This window comes from Paenibacillus hexagrammi (genome assembly GCF_021513275.1).
GTDB lineage: Bacteria > Bacillota > Bacilli > Paenibacillales > NBRC-103111 > Paenibacillus_E > Paenibacillus_E hexagrammi.
The window spans coordinates 3,556,615-3,581,390 of sequence record NZ_CP090978.1 but is presented as its reverse complement, the minus strand read 5'-3'; the positions used below and the strand labels follow the sequence as shown (position 1 = coordinate 3,581,390).

At 47.9% G+C, this 24,776-nt stretch carries 23 protein-coding genes and 3 pseudogenes; all 26 read left to right on the top strand.

Annotated features, from left to right (window positions below):
- Nucleotides 1-12: 12 nt before the first annotated feature.
- The 26 genes and pseudogenes from L0M14_RS16410 to L0M14_RS32345 all read left to right on the top strand — a co-directional run bounded on the left by L0M14_RS16410 (nucleotide 13) and on the right by L0M14_RS32345 (nucleotide 24,711).
- Nucleotides 13-6,114 carry a family 43 glycosylhydrolase gene (locus tag L0M14_RS16410; protein WP_311198909.1) on the top strand — a complete coding sequence of 2,034 codons (6,102 nt, stop codon included), beginning with the start codon at nucleotides 13-15 and terminating at the stop codon, nucleotides 6,112-6,114.
- Between the two features lie 624 nt (nucleotides 6,115-6,738).
- Entirely contained in the window at nucleotides 6,739-7,230 is a 492-nt protein-coding gene (locus L0M14_RS16405; protein WP_235117758.1) for a hypothetical protein, read from the top strand.
- A complete protein-coding gene (locus L0M14_RS16400; protein WP_235117757.1) occupies nucleotides 7,199-9,016 on the top strand; it encodes a glycoside hydrolase family 30 protein in 1,818 nt (605 codons plus the stop codon). Before L0M14_RS16405 ends, L0M14_RS16400 begins: the two co-directional genes overlap by 32 nt.
- Nucleotides 8,965-13,290 carry an S-layer homology domain-containing protein gene (locus tag L0M14_RS16395; RefSeq protein WP_235117756.1) on the top strand — a complete coding sequence of 1,442 codons (4,326 nt, stop codon included), beginning with the start codon at nucleotides 8,965-8,967 and terminating at the stop codon, nucleotides 13,288-13,290. The genes L0M14_RS16400 and L0M14_RS16395 overlap by 52 nt, the downstream gene beginning before the upstream one ends.
- Nucleotides 13,291-13,628: 338 nt before the next feature.
- Nucleotides 13,629-15,229: pseudogene (locus tag L0M14_RS16390) on the top strand (extracellular solute-binding protein).
- A 64-nt stretch (nucleotides 15,230-15,293) separates the two neighbouring features.
- Nucleotides 15,294-16,472 (top strand): sensor histidine kinase, encoded by a 1,179-nt coding sequence (locus L0M14_RS16385; RefSeq protein ID WP_235122932.1) that lies wholly within the window; start codon nucleotides 15,294-15,296, stop codon nucleotides 16,470-16,472.
- Nucleotides 16,435-16,821, top strand: coding sequence for a sensor histidine kinase (locus L0M14_RS16380; protein ID WP_235117754.1), 387 nt, complete (start codon nucleotides 16,435-16,437; stop codon nucleotides 16,819-16,821). The genes L0M14_RS16385 and L0M14_RS16380 overlap by 38 nt, the downstream gene beginning before the upstream one ends.
- A 147-nt stretch (nucleotides 16,822-16,968) precedes the next feature.
- Nucleotides 16,969-17,280, top strand: coding sequence for a response regulator (locus L0M14_RS16375; RefSeq protein ID WP_235117753.1), 312 nt, complete (start codon nucleotides 16,969-16,971; stop codon nucleotides 17,278-17,280).
- 64 nt (nucleotides 17,281-17,344) lie between these two features.
- On the top strand, nucleotides 17,345-17,482 hold the full coding sequence (locus L0M14_RS16370; RefSeq protein ID WP_235117752.1) for a hypothetical protein: 138 nt from the start codon (nucleotides 17,345-17,347) through the stop codon (nucleotides 17,480-17,482).
- Between the two features lie 66 nt (nucleotides 17,483-17,548).
- Nucleotides 17,549-18,031, top strand: coding sequence for a hypothetical protein (locus L0M14_RS16365; RefSeq protein WP_235117751.1), 483 nt, complete (start codon nucleotides 17,549-17,551; stop codon nucleotides 18,029-18,031).
- 5 nt (nucleotides 18,032-18,036) lie between these two features.
- Nucleotides 18,037-18,348, top strand: coding sequence for a hypothetical protein (locus L0M14_RS16360; RefSeq protein WP_235117750.1), 312 nt, complete (start codon nucleotides 18,037-18,039; stop codon nucleotides 18,346-18,348).
- Nucleotides 18,349-18,398: 50 nt separating this feature from the next.
- On the top strand, nucleotides 18,399-18,587 hold the full coding sequence (locus L0M14_RS16355) for a helix-turn-helix domain-containing protein (RefSeq protein WP_235117749.1): 189 nt from the start codon (nucleotides 18,399-18,401) through the stop codon (nucleotides 18,585-18,587).
- 617 nt (nucleotides 18,588-19,204) lie between these two features.
- Nucleotides 19,205-20,601, top strand: a pseudogene (locus L0M14_RS32350) (glycoside hydrolase family 43 protein); the annotation flags it as partial.
- 21 nt (nucleotides 20,602-20,622) lie between these two features.
- On the top strand, nucleotides 20,623-20,808 hold the full coding sequence (locus L0M14_RS16330; RefSeq protein WP_235117745.1) for a hypothetical protein: 186 nt from the start codon (nucleotides 20,623-20,625) through the stop codon (nucleotides 20,806-20,808).
- A gap of 5 nt (nucleotides 20,809-20,813) precedes the next feature.
- On the top strand, nucleotides 20,814-21,014 hold the full coding sequence (locus L0M14_RS16325) for a hypothetical protein (protein ID WP_235117744.1): 201 nt from the start codon (nucleotides 20,814-20,816) through the stop codon (nucleotides 21,012-21,014).
- A gap of 97 nt (nucleotides 21,015-21,111) precedes the next feature.
- Complete coding sequence (locus tag L0M14_RS16320) at nucleotides 21,112-21,354, top strand: hypothetical protein (RefSeq protein WP_235117743.1); 243 nt, start codon at nucleotides 21,112-21,114, stop codon at nucleotides 21,352-21,354.
- A complete protein-coding gene (locus L0M14_RS31945) occupies nucleotides 21,291-21,461 on the top strand; it encodes a carbohydrate binding domain-containing protein (RefSeq protein WP_350340465.1) in 171 nt (56 codons plus the stop codon). Before L0M14_RS16320 ends, L0M14_RS31945 begins: the two co-directional genes overlap by 64 nt.
- Entirely contained in the window at nucleotides 21,458-21,670 is a 213-nt protein-coding gene (locus tag L0M14_RS16315; protein ID WP_235117742.1) for a hypothetical protein, read from the top strand. The genes L0M14_RS31945 and L0M14_RS16315 overlap by 4 nt, the downstream gene beginning before the upstream one ends.
- Nucleotides 21,671-21,726: 56 nt before the next feature.
- Nucleotides 21,727-22,005 (top strand): Ig-like domain-containing protein, encoded by a 279-nt coding sequence (locus tag L0M14_RS16310; RefSeq protein WP_235117741.1) that lies wholly within the window; start codon nucleotides 21,727-21,729, stop codon nucleotides 22,003-22,005.
- Nucleotides 22,006-22,381: 376 nt separating this feature from the next.
- Nucleotides 22,382-22,507, top strand: a pseudogene (locus tag L0M14_RS31940) (hypothetical protein); the annotation flags it as partial.
- A gap of 30 nt (nucleotides 22,508-22,537) precedes the next feature.
- Nucleotides 22,538-22,678, top strand: coding sequence for a hypothetical protein (locus L0M14_RS16305; RefSeq protein ID WP_235117740.1), 141 nt, complete (start codon nucleotides 22,538-22,540; stop codon nucleotides 22,676-22,678).
- A complete protein-coding gene (locus L0M14_RS31935; RefSeq protein WP_350340464.1) occupies nucleotides 22,647-22,898 on the top strand; it encodes a dockerin type I domain-containing protein in 252 nt (83 codons plus the stop codon). The genes L0M14_RS16305 and L0M14_RS31935 overlap by 32 nt, the downstream gene beginning before the upstream one ends.
- Before the next feature lie 55 nt (nucleotides 22,899-22,953).
- The gene (locus L0M14_RS16300; RefSeq protein WP_235117739.1) at nucleotides 22,954-23,277 is read left to right on the top strand and encodes a hypothetical protein; all 324 of its coding nucleotides are present in this window, start codon (nucleotides 22,954-22,956) and stop codon (nucleotides 23,275-23,277) included.
- 226 nt (nucleotides 23,278-23,503) lie between these two features.
- Nucleotides 23,504-23,629: a hypothetical protein gene (locus L0M14_RS31100; RefSeq protein WP_260115359.1), complete on the top strand. Its 126-nt coding sequence runs from the start codon at nucleotides 23,504-23,506 to the stop codon at nucleotides 23,627-23,629.
- A gap of 60 nt (nucleotides 23,630-23,689) precedes the next feature.
- The gene (locus L0M14_RS16295) at nucleotides 23,690-24,028 is read left to right on the top strand and encodes a glycoside hydrolase family protein (protein ID WP_235117738.1); all 339 of its coding nucleotides are present in this window, start codon (nucleotides 23,690-23,692) and stop codon (nucleotides 24,026-24,028) included.
- 8 nt (nucleotides 24,029-24,036) lie between these two features.
- Nucleotides 24,037-24,711 carry a carbohydrate-binding protein gene (locus L0M14_RS32345; protein WP_450091463.1) on the top strand — a complete coding sequence of 225 codons (675 nt, stop codon included), beginning with the start codon at nucleotides 24,037-24,039 and terminating at the stop codon, nucleotides 24,709-24,711.
- Nucleotides 24,712-24,776 lie beyond the last annotated feature (65 nt).

The following is a 24,776-nucleotide window of genomic DNA, read 5'->3' as shown; positions in this document are numbered from 1 at the left end:
TTTTATGGACAAATGGACGACTTCAGATTATACACGACAGCATTAGACGACAACACCATTTCCGCTCTCTATGCAAGTACCTCGACCGATGACGCCGGTGTGGTGGCGCTTGCCAAGAATCAACTGGCCATTACGGATGCGTCCGCCATTGTCAGCGATGTGAGCCTGCCTAACTTCTTATATGGAGCTAATATCAGCTGGGCTTCCAGTAATTCAAAGATTGTGTCCGATACAGGTGCAGTGACCAGACCCGCAAAAGGCGAGTCCGCAGCTGCTGTTACGTTAACGGCTACAATCTTTAAAAATGGTGTAACTGATACGAAAAGTATCAATATCACCGTTCTTCCTATGGGTACAGCTCCAAGTAGTATCGAAATTGATGCCAAAGGCAAAGGAGTCGATATTAACCCGACGACCTGGGGCGTATTTTTTGAGGATATTAACTATGCTCTGGACGGAGGACTATACGCGGAGCTTGTGCAGAACAGATCGTTTGAAATGGTGAAGGTGAGCGGGTCCAGATCTTCCACTTCAACAGCCACTGCAACAGGAATACCTGCGTACACCTATGCATGGAACCTGGTACAAAACGGCTCTGGTGCGGGTACGATGACGACTAGTGCGGACAACGGTCTTAACGCAAACAATCCGAATTTCTTGAGATTATCTGTCACGAACCCGGGGGATGGAGGAGTCTACAACACCGGCTACTCCAGCACTACAGGGACGCAAGTTCCAAGCATTAACCTCGTTCAAGGCGATAAGTATAATGTTTCTATGTATGTGCGAAGCAGTGATTATTCGGGACCGGTCGAGGTGTCATTGACTAGCAGTGACGGATCCAGCGTGTATGCTTCGACTGAATTAACGGGCATTACGAATTCGTGGCAAAAACTAAGCGCAGTGATCGAGCCTAACCTTTCAACAGGATCAGCTAGACTTCAGGTTCTTGTCAAAGGTACCGGAACCGTTGATATGGATATGGTTTCCTTGATGCCGCAAAAAACTTGGATGAACCGGCCTAACGGAGCCAGATATGACATCGCGAAGCAAATTGCCGACCTGCATCCGAAGTACTTCCGATTCCCGGGAGGGTGCGCTGTTCAAGGTATCACCACCAACGATTCCTATCGCTGGAAGCTGTCGGTTGGACCTGTAGAAGAGCGTAAGAACAACATCAACTTCTGGTTTGACTCAACACGGCCCTATTACAATCAATCCTTAGGCTTCGGCTTCTATGAATTTTTCCAATTTGCGGAGGATATCGGAGCGGCGCCTGTTCCTGCGATCAATGTGGGTATGTCCTGGGGGACTTCCACGATTATTCCTCTTGATCAGATGGGACCTTATATTCAAGATGCCGTAGATCTGGCGGACTTTGCCAACAGCACGGATATGAGCAACAAATGGGCAAAGCTTAGATCCGATATGGGTCATCCGGCACCGTTCAACCTGAGATATATGGAAATTGGAAACGAAGATTCCGGTACGAATTACTATACCCGCTATGCGATGGTTGCAGACGCTATGCGGAAAGCTCACCCTGAAATCAAGCTGATTATTGGCGGCGGAATCACAATGGGTGACAATTTCAACCTGACAACCTGGTCCAATTTACAGAAGCAAGCAGAATTCAACGGATTAAAAACAGATGCCGACCTGGTAGATGAGCATTACTATACGTCAAATGCGAATTTATACGCGAACGTAACCCGCTATGACAATTATGACCGAAAGGCGCAGAAGGTATTTATCGGCGAGTACGCATCGAACTCTTCCAGCAGTTACTTGCAGGATGCACTGGCGGAAGCCGCATATATGACGCATATCGAAGAAAACGGAGACATTGTCGAGCTCGCCTCTTATGCGCCGCTTCTGGCTAAGCAGAATTATACACAATGGACGCCGGACCTGATTTACTTCAACAATCAGAGTGTATATGGCACGGCCAACTACTATGTGCAGAAGATGTTTTTCAGAAATACCGGAAATATCACACTCCCTACTGAAATTGTCAAAGCAGGCCAAGAGAGCTATAAGATCAAGGGAGCAGTTGGTCTTGGAGGCTACAATACGGCGAATCAGTTCAAAGATGTTGTCGTAACTGACAACAAGACGAATGCTGTGCTGTTCAGCGACGACTTCACTAAGGATGCGTCCAAATGGACCGCTCCTACGGGCACTTGGTCGATTAGTAATGGAGCCTATTCGCAAACCAGCACCAACACGGCAAACACGCTTGCATATGCAGGCAGTACGGACATGACGGACTACACAGTAACCTTCCAGGCTAAGAAAACGGCTGGTTCTGAGGGCTTTCTGCTGTATGCCGGTGTCAAGGATTCGGGCAATTACTACCGCTGGAATGTTGGCGGATATTCGAATGCGAGAAGTACGTTCGAGAAGGCTGAGAACGGAGTAACCACAACGCTCACGACCCTGTCCGATTATGCCAAGCTGCCAACTGTAACGACAGACCAATGGTATAACTTCAAAATGGTCGTCTCCGGCAACAACATTGATTGCTATGTCAATGATCAGCTTGTTTTTCATATTGTAGACAGACCATGGAAGAAATCGAGCAGTGTTTACACCGTAACGAGTAAAGATGAAGCGACAGGCGATATCTATGTGAAGGTTGTGAATCCGCAAAGCACACCGCAGCTGCTGAATGTCAATTTGAACGGCGCGGACTACATCAATCCGGTTGGATTAAAAACAGTTCTAACGGGCGCGGCAACGGCGGCGAATTCCTATTCCAATCCGCAAAACGTGTACCCGGTTTCAACGAAATTAACCAACCTGAGCACATCCAACGAAATGACATTTGATCCGTATTCGTTAACGGTTCTGAAATTCAGGACATCAGCTGTGAATGAGCCGGATCTTCAAGAAGTCACGGTTGCTGCAGCTAAAACCTCTGCGAAAACCGGTGATACGATAAGATTGAACATTACTGGCAGCAAGCTGAGTGATAACCAAGAAGCGGACTTAAGCATTGCGGCAGTCTCTTACGAGTCGGACCATCCGGATTTTGTCACCTTCGATACGGAGGGCAAAGCGACAATCGGTCAAACTGGCGCGGCTAAATCCGTGAAGCTGTGGGCGAACGTTAGCTTGAACGGTGTTACGGTCAAATCCAACGTAGTGAACATTTCGTTAACTCCGGAGCAGGCACCTGATGGGCCTCCTTACATCATGTCTTACAGCAGTCAGCTAGGATCGACCGGCTCCAATGACGGCTACATGAGCTTCTACGATGACAGCCTGCATCTTGCTTACAGCACGGACGGTCAAAGCTGGACTCCGCTTAATGATAATAAAGGTGTTCTGTTTTACCGCGTTGCCAGCACAAGCACCAGCTCAACGGCTTACAATAGCGCTGCGGCGAAGCAGTTCCGCGATCCTTATGTGTTCCGCAAGGCTGATGGAACCTATGTATTGCTGGCAACAACCGTCAGATACAACGGTGCTATAGCTGATACCACGATCAACTACTGGGATTCCACGGATTTGGTAAACTGGGATCATCAAAATCTGATCACGGTTAGCAGCGGAAATGTTTACGCCCAAAAGCCGCAGGCTAAATATGATGTAGCTGCTAACAGCTATGTCATCATATGGAGCGATACTTCCGGCAATAAATACTACAATACCATCGATAGCAGCTTTACTACACCATCGGCTGCTGCTCCATATACCGGAACAGACTACCCGGCTTTGATGCCGAATGACGTAAATATCAGCAATGCTCCAGCCGGCGCGCTGATTGGAAGCGTAATTGGTGTAGGACAGCCGGTCCTGGATGATGTGGTTTCGCACCTCGGCACACCTACGATTCCTGTTGGGACAGATCAAGATGGCTTGCAAGTTACTACGGAAGCGGGCAAGGCTCCTGCTCTGCCTGAAACAGTTCATGTTAAGTACAGTGACGGATCAATGGTAGAAAAAGTATTGAACTGGGATTCGATCGATCCCGCAAGCTATGCCAAGGAAGGAACCTTTACGGCTGCAGGTCTGGTCGAGGGCGCTCCAAACTACATGAATCCTTTGAATAAAAACGGGGCTGACCCGGATATTTTCAAAGGACCGGACGGTTATTACTACTACACTTCTTCCTATATGGATTACGATCATAACGGTTCCAAAGATGATCAATACGACCGAGTTGCGATTAGAAGAGCCTCCACGATCGAGGGCCTTGCAACGGCGGAAGAGAAGACCGTCTTCTGGAGGAAAGCATCTGGCGATGCATCCTACCACATTTGGGCTCCCGAAATTCATTACATGAAGTTCCCAGGTGAAGCCGAAGGAAAATGGGTGATTTACTTTGCCGGCGGTAAAGTAACTTCCAACTTTGACCTCCGTGTGTATGAAATCGAGTGTGACTCTCAGGATCCGATGACAGGCAACTGGTCCGATATCACCAAGGTCACAATTAACGGAGAGGCTTTCGACCTGGATGCGACCGTGTTTGAGCATAACAATGAATGGTATATGGCTTGGGCGCATAAGCCGGGCAGCAACTCTTTGATTAACATTGCCAAAATGACCAACCGCACAACCCTGGGCAGCGAACAAGCAACCATTGCTTTCCCGGAATATACTTGGGAGCGAAGAAGGGACAGAGTCCTGGAGGGTCCGACCGTTATGAAGAAGAACGGTAAAATCTTCATGGGCTATGCGGCGGGATCTACGGATTCTACTTACGCCATCGGATTGCTAACCGCTGAAGATTCTCCGTATACGAATCTACTGGATCCGGCTGCTTGGAAGAAAACGCCTTATCCGTTAATGATCACATCCAAGGACAATCAGCAGTTCGGTCCTGGTCACGCAACCTTTACCGAGGCTGAAGACGGTCAGACAGCCATCTTGTCATATCACGCACGTCCGAATGAAGGCTATTCCGGCGTATCAGGCTATAGTCCTTTATATGATGCTACCCGATATGCACGTGTAGCGGTCATTTACTGGCATGGGGACGGCACCCCTTACTTCGGTATTCCACCTAAGGACGGTTACCTGCCGGGCGCGGGAGTAACAGCAACGATTCAAGTGACTCCATCGAATTCGGTTGATCGGTCAGGTTTAGAGGCCTTAATCACGGAGGTTCAAGGATTGACCTCGACTGATTACACGGAAGCGACCTGGGCCGCCTTGCAAGAAGCGCTGAATGCAGCACAGACGGTGAGCAGCAATGAGCAAGCGACACAAGCGGATGTGGACGCTGCTGCTGCAAATCTGCAAGCGGCGATCAGCGGCTTACAGCAGGTGGAGAAGCAGCTTGAGGCTTCCCTGTCAGTGCCGGATAGTGTGTATGCAGGCCAGGATTTCGATGTGGTTTACGGCTTGGTAAACGTCCAAGACGATATTTACGCACAAGACTTTACAATCGCGTACAATCCTGAGAAAGTACAGTATGTTTCCTCGGAAAGCTTACAGCCTGGGGTTGAAGTTGTAAGCGAGACAGCAGCTCAAACAGGCGGTATGCGATTGATTACAGCTAGTTTAGGAAGTGACGGCGCGGTGAAGGAAAGCGGAGATGTGTTGAAGCTGCACTTTACAGCGAAATCGCTCAGCGCCTCAACGGATGCTGCACTTTCCATCACTCAAGCCATTGTGTCCGATGGCTTCGGGAAGGAAACGCAGCTACAAGGAATGTCACGGACTACACAGATTATTTATATCAATAAGACTGCCTTGAATGCGCTGATTAGCGATGCTCAAAGCAAGCATGATTCGGCTGTTGAAGGCTCCTCCGCAGGTCAATACCCTGCTGGTTCCAAAGCTGCGCTGCAGGCAGCTATCGACACTGCTCGAGCAGCTGCAGGCAACCTAGCAGCAAGCCAAGCAGAAGTTGATCAAGCGAAAGCTGACTTGAATACGGCCTTGCATGCCTTCATGAATGCCAAGATTACCCGCACCTCCGGCGATGTGAACGACAACGGTACGGTCAGCATTGGTGATTTGGCCCTTGTAGCCAAATATTACGGCGCAACATCCGCAGATGAGGATTGGCAGCTTGCCAAAGCCGCAGACGTAACGAATGACGGCGTGGTGGATATCAGCGACCTTGCGAAACTGGCACGCATGATTCTTGGATTTGAATAATTGATTCTTAAGATGAGGAAGCCGGCAAATAGCCGGCTTCAGTTTGGTGATAAACTAATTTCCATTACGAACTTCAGTAGCTTTTCTCCGATCGCTGTTGACATTTTGTTATTTCATTGAAATAAAAGCCTTATAGGGTGTTAACAAAACTGTCAAAGGCGACCGTTACGCTTCTCCGAAAACTACTGAGTTCTACATTCCAGTTTATCAACAGTCTGAAGCCGGCAAATAGTCGGCTTTTTCATCTTTTTAGGCTGTTGCTAAGACTCAAAATCAGGAATCACTTGAATTTATAGGCGTAAATCGACATTATTTTACTTTTTCTAAGTCAAAAGTAGTAAAAATCGACGTATGATAAGTAAATAAAGTTGTATGTACGGCGATGTACACCTTGATACAATATTTGTAACCGCTTTACTTATGGAGCTGGGGTCAACATGAAGGAGCAAAGGGGTGAAGCTGTTCAGGTAAAAAGAAATGATTTCGGAATGTGGGATCCGCTGATGTCCCCTTCTGTAAGTGCGAATTGCTGTAGCAACTCGTCAATTCGTACGTGGTTGCTTAACTCTAAAGTTGAGTAATCTCATCAGTATAGTTGATTATGAATTGAAGGAGGATCGGTACATGAGCAAAACACATATCGTCAGTAAGAAGTTCGTCTCCATCGCGATGACGGCTATCTTGTCGTTTGGATTCTTACCCGCTTTCGGTTTGCCAACTGCATCCGCAGCTACAGTCGAGACTGTTTATGCAGCCGCCTACATGGGAGCGACAACCGCTGCAGAGACCACACTGCCTGCAGAAGTCGAAGTGGACGGACTGAGTACGCCCGTGACCTGGAATATCGGAGACGATACATTCGCCGTGCCTTATGATACGGCTACCGTTACAGGAATGGCCGGTGGCACCTCGGTGAGCGCCAATGTAGAAATCGTGCCGCCGTCGGCCAATCCATTGGTTTATTTTGTAGACAGCGGCAGAGGCGGAGACTCATTAGGCATGCCTGCGACGTCATCGCCGGTATTTGAAGCTGTCAAAGAACTCAGCGACAGCACGCTGCTGAATGAAGCTCCGGATCAGAGATATGTCAGCGGTTCAACAGATTGGGGGTTTTGACGATTCAACGCAAAAGGTGAAAAATTCTCAAAGCGGAGGTTTGACGAATCCCGCGACTGACACGTCCATTTGGGTTGTCGGACTACGAAGCGCCACGAACGATATCGTGTACAAATTGAAAGCGCTTGAAGCGGGAACGTATACGCTTAGCAGCGGATTCAATGACTGGTATGGCAGTCGCTCGCGTAAAATTGGACCTAAGCTAGAGTATTTGGATACCAATGGTGATACACAAACCATATCGTTTGACCCGTTCAATACGAACCAAATCAAATCCATTTCCGGTGAATTTACCATTCCCGAAGACATAGACACGAGTAAGCCAATGACATTGACTTATGCCTATGTATCCGATGAGAAACCGATCTTAAGCTGGTTCTCCATTGCCAAGGGCGGAATCAAACAGTTGATCAGTGACGCGCAGCAGGCTGCTGCCTCTACCGTCAAGGTTGCACTGGATGGTAACGATATTAAGGCTGACAATGTCAACGGTCTTACCTTCAAGGGCTTTGGCGTGCTGAGCGGGAACAGCAGCAGTGCGCTGCTGATGGATTACAAATCGGAGCAGCCTGAAGCTTATGCTGAGATGCTGCGCGTATTATTTGGCGGCGAGCATCCGATCATGACGCATGTGAAAATCGAGATGGGCAACGACCGGAATAACTCTACGGGCCCGGATCCGGCTACGATGCGTACGGCGGATGAAGCGGCGAATGTACAGCGTCATCCGGGATTTCAGCTGGCAGCTGATGCCAAAAAGTTGAATCCTAATCTCAAAGTCAGCTTCCTACGATGGAGCGCTCCAGCATGGGCCGACAACAACGACAAGATCTATACCTGGTACAAAAATACGATTTTGGCTGCTTATCGAACCTATGGGTATATGGTCGATTATGTGAATCCCGGTATAAACGAGCATTCGCCGGATTTAGCCTGGGCTAAGCAGTACGCCAACCTGGTTCAAACGGACAGCACCGGTTTTGAATCCGAAACGGAAAAAGAGCTGTACAACCGTATTAAGGTTGTGATTTCCGATGAGGTGGGTACAGGTACCTTTGGCGGCAGCATGATCAGCGATGCAGACTTGATGAATGCGGTGTCCGTCGCCGGCTTCCACTACAGCACGGATGATGATGGTTCGGGCAATTTTAAAAAGTTGGCCGATCAATATGATAAAGAAGTGTGGAACAGTGAAGCGCAGGCTACTTTCAGCAACTCATCCTATCGTCCTAACAACAATACAAAGGATCCTTCAACAGCAGGCACCGGCATTGGTGGCGTAGGCAGTCCGCTTGAAATGGGCAACACGATTATCAAAGGATTTGTCAATTCCCGCCGGACTCATTTCGTGTATCAACCGGCGATCGGTTCGTTCTACGAAGGCGGTCAATATTCGTTTAAAGAGCTGGTTAGCGCGCGCGATCCATGGTCAGGCTGGATGCACTACGATGCGGGGCTGGACATCTTGCAGCACTTCAGTTTGTTTGCCCATGCAGGCTGGGAGAACGACAGCAATACGGCGGGAATCTGGCGAGCAGTTCCGGAGGCTAGCGCTGCGGGAGCGACGGGAACGAATCCTGTCAACGGACGCAACGGCCTTCCTAACTATATGACGCTTGCAGCTCCTGACAAGAGCAACTTCTCAACAGTGATTGTTAATGACAGTGAATATGAAAGAATTTATAAGATTCAAGCTTTTAATATGAGTTACACCGGCAATCCATCGATGGAAGTATGGAAACCCGCGCTGCGGACAGCGGAGCTGCCTTTAACAGCAACTACATGAAATATGTAGGAAATGTAAATGCTGATGGCGGCGGTGTGTATACTGTTCATGTCAAACCTTATTCCATTATGACGGTTAGTACGCTGCAAAGTCATGATAAGCCGGATTTTCACACACCTCTGCCTGTAGAGGGTCAAAGAACCGTACTTGATACTGATGCAACAGGTGCCATACAGAATATAGATGACCATTTCCTCTATGCTGATGATTTTGATTATACGAGTAAGACGGTTCCGGTCATTGGATCTGATGGTCAAATCTCCGGCAGTGAAAGTTATGTCGATTCCCGGGGAGGGTCCAAGAGCGTCATTCCTCGCTATACGTCTGATCGCAACGGCGCGTTCGAGGCGTATCTTCCGGACGGCTCGAGCAACTATGTACTTCGCCAACAGCTAGATCAGGCCATAATGGGACTCGGCGGCACATGGAACGGAGGTAATCCGGTCACGGGCATCGGGGACAACCGTTGGTTGAACTATAAGGCAAGCGTGGATGTTTCTTTTGAAAATAACAGCACGCAGAGCGGCAGTAATTATGCTGCTATCGGTGCCCGGGAGCAAGGCGGCGGCAGCTCGCAAGATATTTCCGGCACGCCTTATGTTTTCAAGTATTGGTTTGACGGCGGATGGCAGCTGTTGGTCAATAACAGTGCGGTTTCCAGCGGCAATGTCGTAAGTGGCGCTGGCGGCGTGCAGATTAATGGATTTAACGTGAGCTATGACGCATGGCATAATATTGCCATTCAAGTGGCCGGCAATGTTGTAACAGCCTATTTGGATGGTACGATGATTGCCACATATACCGATTCAGCCCCTAAACTGTCCGGTCGCGTGGATTTAGCTAGCGGATATTATAACGTTCAATTCGATAATTTGAAGGTTGAAACGGTTGATGGATACGCACCGTACTATTCTGAGCTATTGGATAATATGGAAATGTACGATTTGGCTCCGACTCCGAACGCCAAGCTCGTTTATACGGGAGCATGGAATCATCAAGATGGTCAGGGCATGTACGTGTACCAACGTTCCATTTCTACAAGTCAAGGTGCGGATGCGGCGTTGTCCTATACGTTTACAGGCACCGGCTTCGATATTCTCGGTGCAAACGACGGCTCGGCGAAGCTGGAGGTAACGGTGGACGGGCAAGTCGTCACGACATCAGCTGCAACGGCGGCCTCGAAGGAATTCTACCAGACATTCACGCTTCGCGGACTTGCCTATGGCGAGCATACCGTGAGTGTGAAGGTGCTCAGCGGAACATTGAATGTTGATGCTGTAGGAGTTGTTTCTGGTGAAGTAAAAGGATCAGCTGATACGTCCGATCTGCAAACAGCGGTAACAGCAGCTCAAGAGGTGAGCCGTCAAGACGAGTTTAAGGATAGCGATTGGCAGCTTTTTGAAAGTCTGCGCAGTACGGCACAAGAAGCATTGACAGATCCCTCAACATACCGTTTGGATCAAGAAGGAGCCGAACAGCTGATTGGTCGTCTCACTTATATTCAGAATCAGATGGTGATGGGAGACATTCAGTCCATTGCATCGCCCCTGTATGTGGCTACCTCTGTCGGTAAGCTCCCGAATCTTCCTCAGCAGGTAGAAGCGAGCAACTTGGACGGCACCAAGAAGATGGTTACTGTCAAATGGAATCTGGATGGAATCAGCTTTCATAATGCCTATGAGACCGTAGCGGTCACAGGCACCTATGGCAATCTGCAAACGGTATGTTACGTAGAGGTGGTACCTGAGAATATTCTCTATTTTGTTGATCTCAATGCAACGCAAACAGGGCTGACTTCCGGACATTCATCCTCCAACACATTAGGCTATGATTCGCCTGCATATGGCGCAGTAGCAGCCTTTGCCGCAGCGAATAGCAAACCGCTGCTCAACAACGCTCCCGATCAAATTTATGATTCAACGAATGGTTGGGGCCATGGAGGCCAAAATTCAAGCGGCGCATACAGTGTCAGCTACAAAGGGATTGTAGCAGGGCCTTACAGCAAGCAAAGCACAACAGGGATCTACACGGCTAATCAGATTGGCGCTTCTGTTTTCTATACATTTGATAATGTTCCCGCCGGTGACAATCAAATTACGCTCGGCACTTACAATTGGTGGTCAAATGTGACACGTACAGAAGAAGTGTACTTGGTACATGACAACAACGAAGAACTCGTAGATACCATAACACTGAATAGCAGTACGGTAGATGTATCCAAAACGTATAACTTTACGATGGCGGAAGCAGGTAAAATGACGATTAAACTGGTGGCTGCTCAGGCTGCTCAATCACCATTAATGTCCTTTGTGGGAATTGCACCGGTACCGAGCGTGCCTCCTGCGGATAAAACAGTGCTTCAGGCGGTTTACGACGAACAGAAGAACAAAGTAAATGATCAATATACGGAACTAAGCTGGAGCAGCTTTCAAGATGCTCTTACAGAAGCGAATCGTGTCCTAGAGGATACGAACGCGACGCAGGATGACGTCGATGTTGCTCTGCAAGCTTTAAACTCTGCCGTGGACGGTCTTACACAGGATGTTGTAGCGGATACAACCAAACCTACGATTACCCTACTTGGTGAACCGATCGTCAACTTGAGCATTGGCGCCGTGTATACCGATGCTGGTGTCTCGGCAATGGATGATCGGGATGGAGATATTACGAGTCAAACCGTAACGACTATCACCTATAATGGTATCCTAGTGCCTAACATCAGCACTGTAACAGCAGCAACGTATTTGTACCATTATAATGTCAGCGATGCGGCAGGCAATGCTGCTCTTGAAGTAACAAGAACGATCAACATTATGCAGGATGACGAACCCATCGTCGATACGGTGAAGCCGGTTATCACACTGCTAGGAGACGCTTCGGTCACCTTGTCAGCGGGTGCAAGCTACACCGATGCAGGAGCAACAGCAACGGATGACCTTGACGGCAATATCACCAGCCGTATTGTCACCACGATCATGCACAATGGTAACGTTGTGCCGTCGATCAATACGGGGGAAGCAGGAACGTATACGTATCATTACAACGTAAGTGATGCGGCAGGCAATTCGGCTGTTGAAGTAACGAGAAGCGTTACCGTTAATGGGGTAGACGATCATCATTCTTCACACTCGTCTTCAGGCTCTTCTTCGCCTTCGGTGCCTTCGGTGCCTGAGACGACGAAGGTCATTGGCGCGGAAGAATTGAAAGCGCCGGGCAAAGGTTCAGTTACCGTACAGGTAGCGCAGAATCAAGATACCGTTCTGCTTCCTGGCCATATCGCCGATCTGGTTGGAGATCATGGCCTTCGATTAGAGACGCCTAATATGACGATTGAATTCCCTAAAGAAGTGCTGCAAAGTATTCAAGGTATGAATGCGGATGATCAGTCCGATGAAGCGCAAATTCAATTCTCTGCAAAACCTGCTTCGAAAGAGGATGCTGACAAGAGAATTCAGCACTCGGATCCTGCCGGTTCCGTTAAGTTGAAAACAGCAAGTCAAGTGTATGATTTCAGCTTGCAAATCACTTCGGCAGACGGCACGGTCGTACCGGTGACTACGTTTAAGCAGCCACTTACGATTACGTTTAAAGTCGATCCAAGTGCCAACCCTGATCTGCTTGGTGTTTATTATTTGAAAGCAGACGGAGAGCCCGAGTTTATCGGCGGAACCTTAGTAAATGGAGTCATGAGCGCACAAGTGAATCATTTCTCCCAATACGCAGTGCTGGAATATAACAAGACCTTTGCAGATGTAAGCGATAGCTCTTGGGCCAGTAAGGTCATTAAGAAAATGGCAGCCAAGCATATCATCGAGGGAGTCGGCTCGTCCAACTTTGAACCTCAAGGTAATGTAACACGCGCCCAATTTGCAGCGATGCTTTCTCGCGCACTAGGATTAAGCGCTGTGAACGGTCCGGTCTTTACGGACGTTGATCCTCATGCTTGGTATGCGGATGCGATTGCCAAAGTAAGCAAGGCGGGAATCGTGAACGGACGCTCTTCTGATACATTTGCGCCGGATGCTGCGATTACCCGTGAAGAAATGGCTGTGATGACGGTACGGGCATATGATTTTGTGAATGCTCAACAGACAGCTGTATTCTCTCCAAGCTCTTTCAATGATCAAGACCAAATTCAAGCATGGGCTCAGGATGCGGTGGCTTCCGCTCAACAATTGGGTCTAGTGAACGGACGAAGCAATAACCTATTTGCTCCACAGGAGCTAATGACCCGCGCGGAGAGCGCACAAGTAATATCCAACCTGTTGAAATAAGCAGGGCAGCAATGCCAAATAAGGCGAGTACATACCGTTATGGGTATGGCTCGCTTTATTTTAATTAAGAGGCAAGATTAGAGAGCGCTTTCATATCGTCAACATCGGGTAACTAAGTAAAGAAATGTACGTTGTTCGATGTTTGTTCTTTCCAATATAATAGAATGTGACAAGCAAAAGGCTTTAACATTCCTTCTTAGGGGTTGAATATGAAAAGGATAATGACTAGAACAATGACAGTGTTCCTTTTCGTTTGGCTGATAGCGTCGGTTTTAGCCGGCTGCAAGAGTCAAAGCAGCTCATCCGGAGCGCTCTGGAGCTCACCAGCAGAGGGGAGCATGAATAAGTCAAGGCTTCAAAGTGGAAGAAACCAAGATCCGTTGGGGAAATATGACCCGCCTATACAGGTTGCATTTATAAGAAATGAAAGTGAAGTCGTAGAAAATAACGTACTCAAAGTGTTAAAGGGCGAATCGTTTGAGGATAACCGTTGGACGCGATTATACAGTGATCAGTTAGGTATCAATATTACATATAAATGGATTGTAAAAGGGATCCCAGTTCGGACCCGTATAAGCAGAAAGTTAGTATGATGCTAGCTTCAGGCGACTTGCCGGATGTCATCGCTGTAGATGCAACTCAGCTAAAACAATTAGCTGATGCAGGACAAATTGAAGATATGACGGCTTTATACGAAACCTACGCATCACCGTTCACGAAGGAAATCTTAAGTCAAGAAGGTTTGGGACCTTTCGATGCGGCAACGATTAATGGTAGATTAATGGCCATTCCACAGGTCGGATCTTCCACGGAGCGAGCGATGTTTATCTGGATCCGCACAGATTGGTTAGAGAAGCTGGGTTTAAAACCGCCTCAAACATTAGCGGATGTGCAAGCGATCTCCAAAGCTTTTACTGAGCAGGATCCCGATGGAAATGGGATTAAAGATACCTACGGTCTAGGGATTACCAAATTCTTATGGGGAGGAGCTATGGCGCTTGAAGGCTTCATGGCCGGATATGACGCCTATCCGAACATTTGGGTGGAGAACGGTTCAGGCCAGCTTGTATATGGAAGCCTGCAGCCGCAGGTAAAGAAAGCGCTTGAAGTCCTTCAGACCATGTACAAGAACGGGGAACTTGATCCGGAATTTGGTATGAAGGACGGCGGAAAAGTTGCCGAGCAAATCTCTAATGGGAAAATCGGCCTGGAATACGGGCAGCAATGGAACTCCATCTATCCGCTCCAATTAAATCGTAATCAAGATTCGAAGGCGCAGTGGCAAGCATTCCCCATTGTAACGGAATCAGGTGAAGTCCCCAAAGTGCCGCTGCCCTTCAGCACGAATGTATTCTTTGCAGTGAAAAAGGATGTCCAGCACCCGGAAGCTGTTATCAAGCTGTTCAACCTTTTCCTAGAAAAGAACTGGGGCCAAACTGAGGATTTCTCTACTTATTATGCACCTGAGGAAGCTGAGAGCGTATGGCAATTATCGCCAGTCACAGCGTCTCCCTCCAGGAAAAACCTGACAGCATTCAGAGAAATCGAAGAGGCACGCAAGAAAGGCGACATGTCTCAATTAAAAGGTGAAGCCCGGACCATTCAGCAAAAGCTCGATGCCTTCGCTTCGGGTGCAAAAGCTGGCTTTGCGTTATGGGGCTGGGAGCGGATTTACGGTCCTCACGGGGCTCAGGCGGTTCTGGATCAGTACGATCGGAACAACCAATTTTTGCTGGAGAAATTCATTGCCGGACCAACTCCTACGATGGTGGATCGCAAATCGGTTTTGGATAAGCTGCAGGACCGAGTCTTTACCAGAATCATTATGGGCAGTCCCCTTGAGGAATTCGATAAATTTGTAGAGGATTGGAATGAGCTTGGCGGAAGCAGCATCACAAGGGAAGTGAACGCTTGGTATGCATCGAAGAGAAAGGAATAGACATCAACCCTTTGAATTTCGAAATACGATTTTTGTTAGAATGATCATCACTTTTTTGCTTATAATGCTCCCCATCATAACGTTCGGTGTCTTTCTTTACGGATGGATCCTACAGACAACTAGTGAGGACATTTCCAAAAATGCGGTATCTCAAATTAAATTCTATCTTACTGATTTTGCGAATGAAATCGAAAGATTGAAGCTGCTTCAGTATGGTCTGCTGGAAGACGAGGACTTGAATGAAATCGTGTTTACATGGAAGACCATGGATAACATTGGACGTATGGACAAAATAAATATGCTCTCGAAACGGCTGAGCATGGTTCAGAACAGCAGCATGTACATCAAGGAGGTTAGCGTTCATATTGGCCCCATTTCAAAATCTGTTTCTTCTTTAACCGGAGTCGGTCAGTTCGATGCCGAGAAGTATGACGGGATTCGACCGGTCTATGGTGCCGGCAGTCAAATTATCGATTGGAATGACGGGCTTTACTTGAGTGCTCTAAAGCAAAGCACAACAGAAGGGAACAGACCGCTCTTCATCATCGACATTGAACTTGATACGAAAAAGCTGGGAGAGGCGTTAAATCAATTTAATACGTACACGGGAAGCGGTACGCTGCTGATTTCCGGAAAGAGCGACTTCGTTCTAGCAAGCGGATCTACCGTGTATATGAAACAAGCTGCGCTTGATTTAGTCCGTGGTCTGGGCCAGGCATCCATTGAAACCTCCCATACCTATGAACTTTCGGGTAATCGTTATTACATGGCAAATGCGAACTCCAAAAGTCTAAATATGTCCATTTATCGTTTCATTCCTGAACAGATCATTCATAAGCCGCTGAATAAGATTTATGCGTGGGCCTGGCTGCTGGCTGCTGCAACTTTTGTTTTCATTGCTTTGTATGCGATTTCGACCTATAAGGTTATCCATAAGCCTTTACTATTGCTAATGAGAAGCTTCAAACGTCTGGAAAATGGGGATCTTAACCTGGTTATCGAGCATGGAACCAAAGATGAGTTTGGTTATTTGTACGGAAGATTTAATCAAATGGTAGATACACTTCGGAACCTGATTAATCAAGTTTACAAGCAGAAGATTATGGCTCAGAGAGCGGAGCTGAAGCAGCTGCAATCACAGATTAATCCGCATTTTCTCTTTAATAGCTTCTTTATCCTTAGCACGATGGCAAAAAACAGGGGACTTGGAGCGAATCGAGTTATTTACGAAGCAGCTTGGTGAGTATTTCCAGTTTGTAACTAGGAATGCATCCGATGAAATTCCATTAGTGGATGAAATTCATCATGCATGGGTCTATAGTGAGATCCAGCAGCTCCGGTTTTCCAGAAGAATTCAAGTACAGTTTGAAGAGCTGCCCAAAGCCGTTGAACATGTGAAAGTTCCCCGTTTAATCGTGCAGCCTATCCTTGAGAATGCTTTCGAGCACAGTTTAGAGCGTATGTCGAGCGGCGGCGTTGTCGCCGTGCGATTTGATCTGACCGATACAGAAATCCGCGTAGTTGTCGAAGATAACGGTAACGGTCTAACCGATGAGCTTTTACATGATATCGCTGAATCTCTGAAAAAATAATGAGCATATGGAGATAACCGGGATGGTTAATATTCACCGGCGTTTAAGACTCACATTTGGGGAAGGACACGGCTTAGAGGTATCTCGAGGAGCACTTGGTGGGTTGAAAGTGATCATCCGAATTTCCCGCAAAGAGAGGTGATGCCTATGTATAGAATGCTGATTGTCGATGATGAGGAGATTATTACGGACGGACTCTTTGGCGTGTTCAGCCAATTGAATCTTGGACTCGATGTATATAAAGCATACTCCGGCTTGGAAGCTCTGGATCTGATGCGCAGTACGAGAGTGGATATCGTATTAAGCGACATTCGAATGCCAGGCATGGACGGCCTGAAGCTTATGCAAACAATTCGAAGCAACTGGGAGCATTGCAAAATTATATTTTTGACCGGGTATAACGACTTTGATTATATATATCAAGCCATTCAAACGCCAGGGGTTAGTTACCTCCCTTAAGAGCGAGGGCTACGACACCATTATCAAAAAAGTTACTGAAGCTATCGCTGATTTGGAAAATAGCTTGAAATTCAATAATCTCATTAAAGATTCGAAAGAGAAGCTCACCACGCTGGAAACACTCGCACAAGGCAACTATTTCCGTTATTTGCTGCAGGAACGCGGGATGCGGAAGAATTGGACATTGATTTTCGTAAATTAGGTATTCATCTCAATCCTTCTGTACCGGTAATTATGGCTTTTTGCGAGCTGCAGCATACCAGTCTGCATGATTCGTTTGGCCGAAAGTCAAGATGCTGCGCTTGCCGTGAAATTCTTGACAGACTCCTTCTTGGCGGAACGAACGCGATGCCTCGGCATCATCGACCGATATGGGGACCTTATCTGGTTGATCCAACCGATCCATGACAGCGCAGAGGACGGAAGTGATCCCTATGCACGTACAGTAAAATTTCTGGAGGGCCAATTCGAGCTCATTCAACGGGCAACCGCCGACTCACTGGGAATGAATTTTGCGGTAACAATCTGTGCGGACCCTAGTGAATGGAGGCAGCTTTCAGCCGTACACGATCGGATTCGAAATCAACAGCATAAGCGGGGTGGAGACGGAGCCCAATTGGTACAGACCATCCATATGGAAACCATTGAGACCGCTGCACAATCACGGTTATTGAAGGAGAAGACAGAGCTCTTGGCCGTTCATCTTGAAGGGGAAGAAGAGAGTTCTTTTTACAGCTGCTGGATGAGCTAACCGGGATGGCACTTCGTGATAGCGCTAATGGAGGCCCCTTTTTATTGGAGCTTTACTATACGATCGCCCTTATTCTTCTATCCTATGTGAATCGTTGGGAGCTGCACGATAAGGTATCGATAAGCGCTCTCATGCAGGGGGATATGCATGCTTCTTGGATAGACAGATTCGAGTATTTGAAGAAAAAGGCGGTATCCTTATTTGATCTTCGATTGAGCGGAGAACTCAATAGGGCGGCAGCAGCAATAGATAAGGTACGCTCGTACATTGAGGAACATATCGGAGAGGATTTGTCACTCGTACGTTTACCGGCGTGATTCACTTCAACCCTTCCTACTTATCACGACTGTTTAAACAGGAATGCGGAGTGAATCTATCTGAGTATATGGACGAGGTTCGAATCGAAATATCCAAGGATTTACTTAAGCAGGACGAATTGAAAATTGCAGAGGTAGGCGCTCGGGTGGGGTATGAAACTCCACATTCGTTTACCCGGTTTTTTAAAAAAATAACAGGTATGACCCCGTTGGAATATCGTGAAATTGTGCGGAAATAAGAGCCGCGGCTGGGCCTGGATGGTCCGGCTTCTAGTACGGCGACGGTTACAGCTGCCAGGGGCAAAGGCGGCAATGAAGAACCTTTGGCTAAGCGAAAGTTAATGAGGTAGGGAATCGCATGTCCGTTGTGATACAAATTGTATCTCGTATTTATGTTATTGGAAGCGTTTTATTCGGAGGAGTCTGAAATCGGTAAGCTTCGAAAATAAATCTAGTTTTATTAAAAAAAATTCTATTTTTATATGAAGGCTAGAATGATACAGTTGATATGTGAGTATCAAATTTTTACATAATATGTAAAAATAAGTAAATTTAAATGATGCTCTCATGATGATGATAAAAACAGATCAAGGAGGTGAGTGGAAGACCCTACTAAGCAGCGGAGATTCACTGGAGCTTCTGTAGCTCAAAACAATATGGAAAGGTAGAGGTTGTTCAATGAAGAAATGGAAGAAAATGCTGGGGATGACGATGGCGTTATCGTTAGCTATTACAGCCATCCCTGCTACAGCACAAGTAGAGGCAGCGACAACTACCCCTCACTCCAGCGTTGGCTAAAACACCCGGCAAAGCCAACCCCTCATTTACTCAAAAGTTTGGCGCCGATCCATTTGCGATGGTCTATAACGGCAGAGTGTATGTGTATATGACCAATGATGTGTTTGAATACAACGCTGACGGGACCGTAAAGGATAATGGATATGGCAAAATTAATAAGATTACGGTCGTTTCGTCCGATGATATGGTGAACTGGACCGATCATGGCGAAATCCCTGTAGCAGGGGGCAGGGTGCGGCTAAATGGGCCAATAACTCCTGGGCACCGGCAGCTGCGCATAAAACGATAGACGGCAAGGAAAAGTTCTTTCTCTATTTTGCGGATAGTGCAAACGGCATCGGTGTGCTCGAAGCGGACAGTCCCATAGGCCCCTCTCAAAGACCCGGATAGGAAAGCCGCTAGTCAGTAGAAGCACGCCAGGAGCTAGTGATGTTACATGGCTGTCCGACCCTGCGGGGTGCTGGTTGACGATGATGGCAGCGGCTATATTTATTTTGGCGGTGGGGTTCCGACAGGCAAGGACGCCGACCTGGGAACCGCGCGAGTCGCCAAGCTTGGAGCGGATATGACAAGCCTGGACTTGACTGCAACAGGAGGTTCTGTGAAGCCGATTAATCCGCCATGGCTGTTTGAGGATTCAGGAATCAACAAATATAACGGAAAATACTATTATCTCCTATTGCACCAATTTTCTCAGGAGGACATCCGTCGGATATACCTACGGGAACGATTGCCTACATGGTCAGCGACAACCTCGCTCGGTCCATTTACCTTTGAAAAAGACGATCCTGCCGAACCCTGCTACTTTCTTCGGCGTAGGCGGTAACAATCACCATGCGATGTTTGAATTTAACGGGAAATGGTATATCACCTACCATGCGCAGACGCTCGCGAAGGCCATGGCGGAAAGCGGCATGTACCCGCAAATGGGGGGGCAGCCGGCATTGGGTACCGCAATGCACTACATCAATGAGGTGAGCTTTGACTCAAACGGAGTGATTCAGAATATTACCGGCGATTATGCAGGTGTTTCGCAGGTTAAAAACTTGAATCCGTATACAAGGGTTGAAGCGGAAACGATTGGGTGGAACGGAGGCATTTCCACGGAGAGCACCACGGAACCCGGAGGAATGGTAAGTGACATCAATCTGGCAGTCAGCAGTATCAATGATGGAGATTGGACAGCCGCATCCAAAGTAGACTTTTTGCAGACGGCGCAGGTACATTTACTGCCAAGGTTGCGAGCGGGTCGAGCGGTGGAACTGTAGAGCTGCATCTGGACAGTGCGGATGGCGCATTGATCGGGACGCTTCCTCATTACCAATACAGGCGGGGAAAATAGCTGGAAGACGGAAACAACCAATGTTACCGGAGCTGCAGGCGTCCATGACCTCTATATGGTATATAGGGGAGCACCGGCAGATAATCTCTTTTAAAATGGATTATTGGCAATTCTTGCACAAAAGAGCGCTGCCCATGATCTGGTTGCGATCAATGCGGTATACGGATAAGTACAAAATCGATACAGCTTCAGGGACGAATACAGCTGCAATGAATGTGAAGGCGATCTATGCGGATGGAACAAGCGAAGATGTAACGACCTGCAAGCGGCTGCAAGCCCAGCACAAAGCGGTATTGTCAATGTCACGGGCGGGACAGTAACCGGAGTGGGCTATGGCACAACGAGCATTGACGTTAACTATGGCGGAAAAACAGACACGCTGAATATGCTAGTCAAGGATCTAAACAGCGAGCTGACGGTGAAGAAGCTTACAGCTGATAACAGCACGATATCACTGTGGTCTGGAGGTGCGAAATCCTTTTACCATAACGGCCGAATTATATGGATGGTCGTACTGTGGATGTGACCAATGCGGCAACTTACAGCAACCCTCCATCCGGAGATTGCCGAAGTGACTAACGGTAAAGATTACGGCCAAGTCAAACGGTACAACAATTGTAACTGTGAGCTTTAAAGGCGCATTAGGTGAACCCGTCACAACCCAGTTATCCATAACGGTTACCAAGCTGACGGAGCTGCTGGAAAACGGCGGGTTTGAGAATGGTCAATCACCGTGGACCGTAAATGATACGGCGAATCTATCCGTTTCCGGGATCAAGTTTTATATAGCGGATCGCACAGTTTGTATGTTGCCGGCAGAAAGACAACTGGCTCCGGACCTAAGCAATCCGTTGACGGAAAAGTGAAAGCAGGCGTGACCTATAAGTATTCCGCGAAGGTTAAATATGACTTCTGGTCCTGCTACTTAGACAATTTAACCTTACCCTTCGAAATGAAGATCCGGTTAATATGAGTCAATCTGATACATCATGGTGGCAGTACAAAGATTTTGGGCATGGCACCATCACCAAAGGGGTCTGGGGAACTATCGAAGGAACGGTTACCGTTCCAGCAGATGCCGTCTTTAGCAGACCTGCCATTTTCGTCGAGACATCTTGGGTTCAAAATCCCAGCCAAACCAATGACCTCATGGATTTTTACGTCGACGATGTTTTCTCTTAGATACTTCTGCACCGGCGTCAGTATCGGTATCCGGTATTACATTAGCTCCTGAAGCATTGACCCTTCAAGCAGGAACTAATGGAACGATTGCAGCCTCAGTGGCTCCTGAGAATGCAACCAATAAGAATTTGACATGGACATCCAGCAATCAAGCAGTAGCAACGGTTGACGAATTGGGGAACGTAACGGCGGTAGCAGCCGGTACGGCAACAATTACAGCAACAGCGCAGGATGGCTCGGGCAAGAAAGCAGAAGCTGAGGTCACAGTTACAGCTCCTCAAGGTGCGGTTCTTCAAGGGCCGGCAGAAGCTTCTAGGGGGCAGCTTTTGATTTGAACCTTATGGCTTAAGCGGTATGGACCAAAAATATTTACGCCCAGGATGTAACGTTTACTTATGATCCTGCCCAACTGGAATTCGTATCTTGCCGACTCCGAGAAACCGGATGAAGTAGTAATCGTTGACAAGACTCAGAAGCAGGGGAAGTTCGGTTCATTGTAGCTACAATCGGACAAAACGCCCAACTTGATGGCAGTCTTCTGAACATGCATTGGAAAGTAAAATCTGATACTCAGGCTTCTGCATCTACGATCTCTTTATCCCATGCAGTGATCGCTAATGAATCAGGGGCTGAAAGTGATTTGGCGGAGTAAGACATTACACGGTTCAGCTTAGCAATGTCGTTGTTGACAAAACTGCTCTCCTTACATTAATTAGCGATGCTCAAAGCAAACATGATGCGGCAACGGAGGGAACCGGCGCAGGTCAATATCCGGCAGGCTCCAAAGCAACGCTTCAAGCAGCGATTGATCAAGCGAAGGCTGTAGCAGAGAATACGGAGGCAACTCAGCAGCAGGTAGAGGATGCGGTGAATGCACTGACTGCAGCGCTGAAAACGTTTACGGATTCGATCATCACCACGCAGCCTGGTGATACCAACGGTGACGGTCATTATTCCGTAGGCGATTTGGGTATGGTTGCAGCAGCGTTGGAGGAAAACTTCTGCTGATCCAGATTGGTCTAGCTACAAGAATGCGGACTTGAACAATGACGGTAAGGTTGATATCGAAGACCTTGCAGCAGTGGCTAAGAAAATTCTTGAGAGAAGTAAACATCTGCCCCTCCTTGATACAAAATGTAACATTGCTTATTTGAATGAGGGGGAGGGCTGTCCCTGTAGACTGTTGATAATGGTACATGGAAGGATGGCTCTCCCCCAGATTCACTAGAGCTTCTGTACTACAAAACTTCAATATGGAAAGGTAGAGGTTGATCAATGAAAAAATGGAAGAAAATGCTGGGGATGACGATGGCGTTCACACTAGCTATTATTCAGCCATCCCTGCTACAGCACAAGTAGAGGCAGCGACAGCTAACCTCACTCCAGCGATGGCTAAAACACCCGGCAAAGCCAACCCGCTATTTACTCAAAAGTTTGGCGCCGATCCCTTTGCGATGGTCTATAACGGCAGAGTGTATGTGTATATGACCAATGATGTGTTTGAATACAACGCTGACGGGACCGTAAAGGATAATGGTTACGGCAAGATCAACAAAATTACCGTTGTTTCATCTGACGATATGGTGAACTGGACCGGATCACGGTGAAATACCGGTAGCAGGCGGACAGGGGGCGGCTAAATGGGCCAATAACTCCTGGGCACCGGCAGCTGCGCATAAAACGATAGACGGCAAGGAAAAGTTCTTCCCTCTATTTTGCAGATAGCGCGAACGGCATCGGTGTGCTCGAGGCGGACAGTCCCATTGGGCCTTTTACGGACCCCATAGGAAAGCCGTTGGTTAGCAGAAGCACGCCAGGGGCAAGCGATGTCACATGGCTGTCGACCCTGCGGTGCTGGTTGACGATGATGGCAGCGGCTATATCTATTTTGGCGGAGGGGTTCCGACAGGCAAGGATGCCGACCCGGGAACAGCGCGAGTTAGCTTGGAGCGGATATGACAAGCCTGGACTTGACTGCAACAGGAGGTTCTGTGAAGCCGATCAATCCGCCATGGCTGTTTGAGGATTCCAGGAATCAATAAATATAACGGGAAATACTATTATTCGTATTGCACCAATTTCTCAGGAGGGCATCCGTCGGATATACCTACGGGAACGATTGCCTACATGGTCAGCGACAATCCGCTGGGTCCATTTACCTTTGAAAAGACGATCCTGCCGAATCCTGCTACTTTCTTCGGCGTAGGCGGTAACAATCACCACGCGATGTTTGAATTTAACGGGAAATGGTATATCACCTACCATGCACAGACTCTTGCGAAGGCCATGGCGGGAGAGCGGCATGTACCCGCAAATGGGCGGGCAGCCGCATGGCTACCGCAATGCACACATCAATGAAGTGAGTTTTGACTCAAACGGAGGGGATTCAGAATATTACCGGCGATTATGCAGGTGTTTCCCAGGTTAAGAACTTGAATCCGTATACAAGGGTTGAAGCGGAAACGATTGGGTGGAACGGTGGTATTTCTACGGAAAGCACTACGGAACCCGGAGGAATGGTAAGCGACATCAATCTGGCAGTCAGCAGTATCAATGACGGAGATTGGACAGCCGCATCCCAAGTAGACTTTGGCAGACGGCGCAGGTACATTTACTGCCAAGGTTGCGAGCGGGTCGAGCGGTGGAACTGTAGAGCTGCATCTGGACAGTGCGGATGGCGCATTGATCGGGACGCTTCCTCATTACCAATACAGGCGGGGAAAATAGCTGGAAGACGGAAACAACCAATGTTTCCGGAGCTGCAGGCGTCCATGACCTCTATATGGTATACAGGGGGAGCCCCATCAGCTAATCTCTTTAAAGTAGATTATTGGCAGTTTACACAAAAGAGCGCTGCGCATGATCTGATTGCGATCAATGCGTATACGGATAAGTACAAAATTGACACAGCTTCAGGAACGAATACAGCTGCAATGAATGTCAAGGCGATCTATGCGGATGGAACAAGCGAAGATGTAACGACTCAGCTGCTGCAACCCCGGCGCAAAGCGGTATTGTCAATGTCGAGGGCGGGGCTGTAACTGAGGGGGGCTATGGCACAACGAGCATTGACGTCAGCTATGGCGGAAAAACAGACACACTGAAT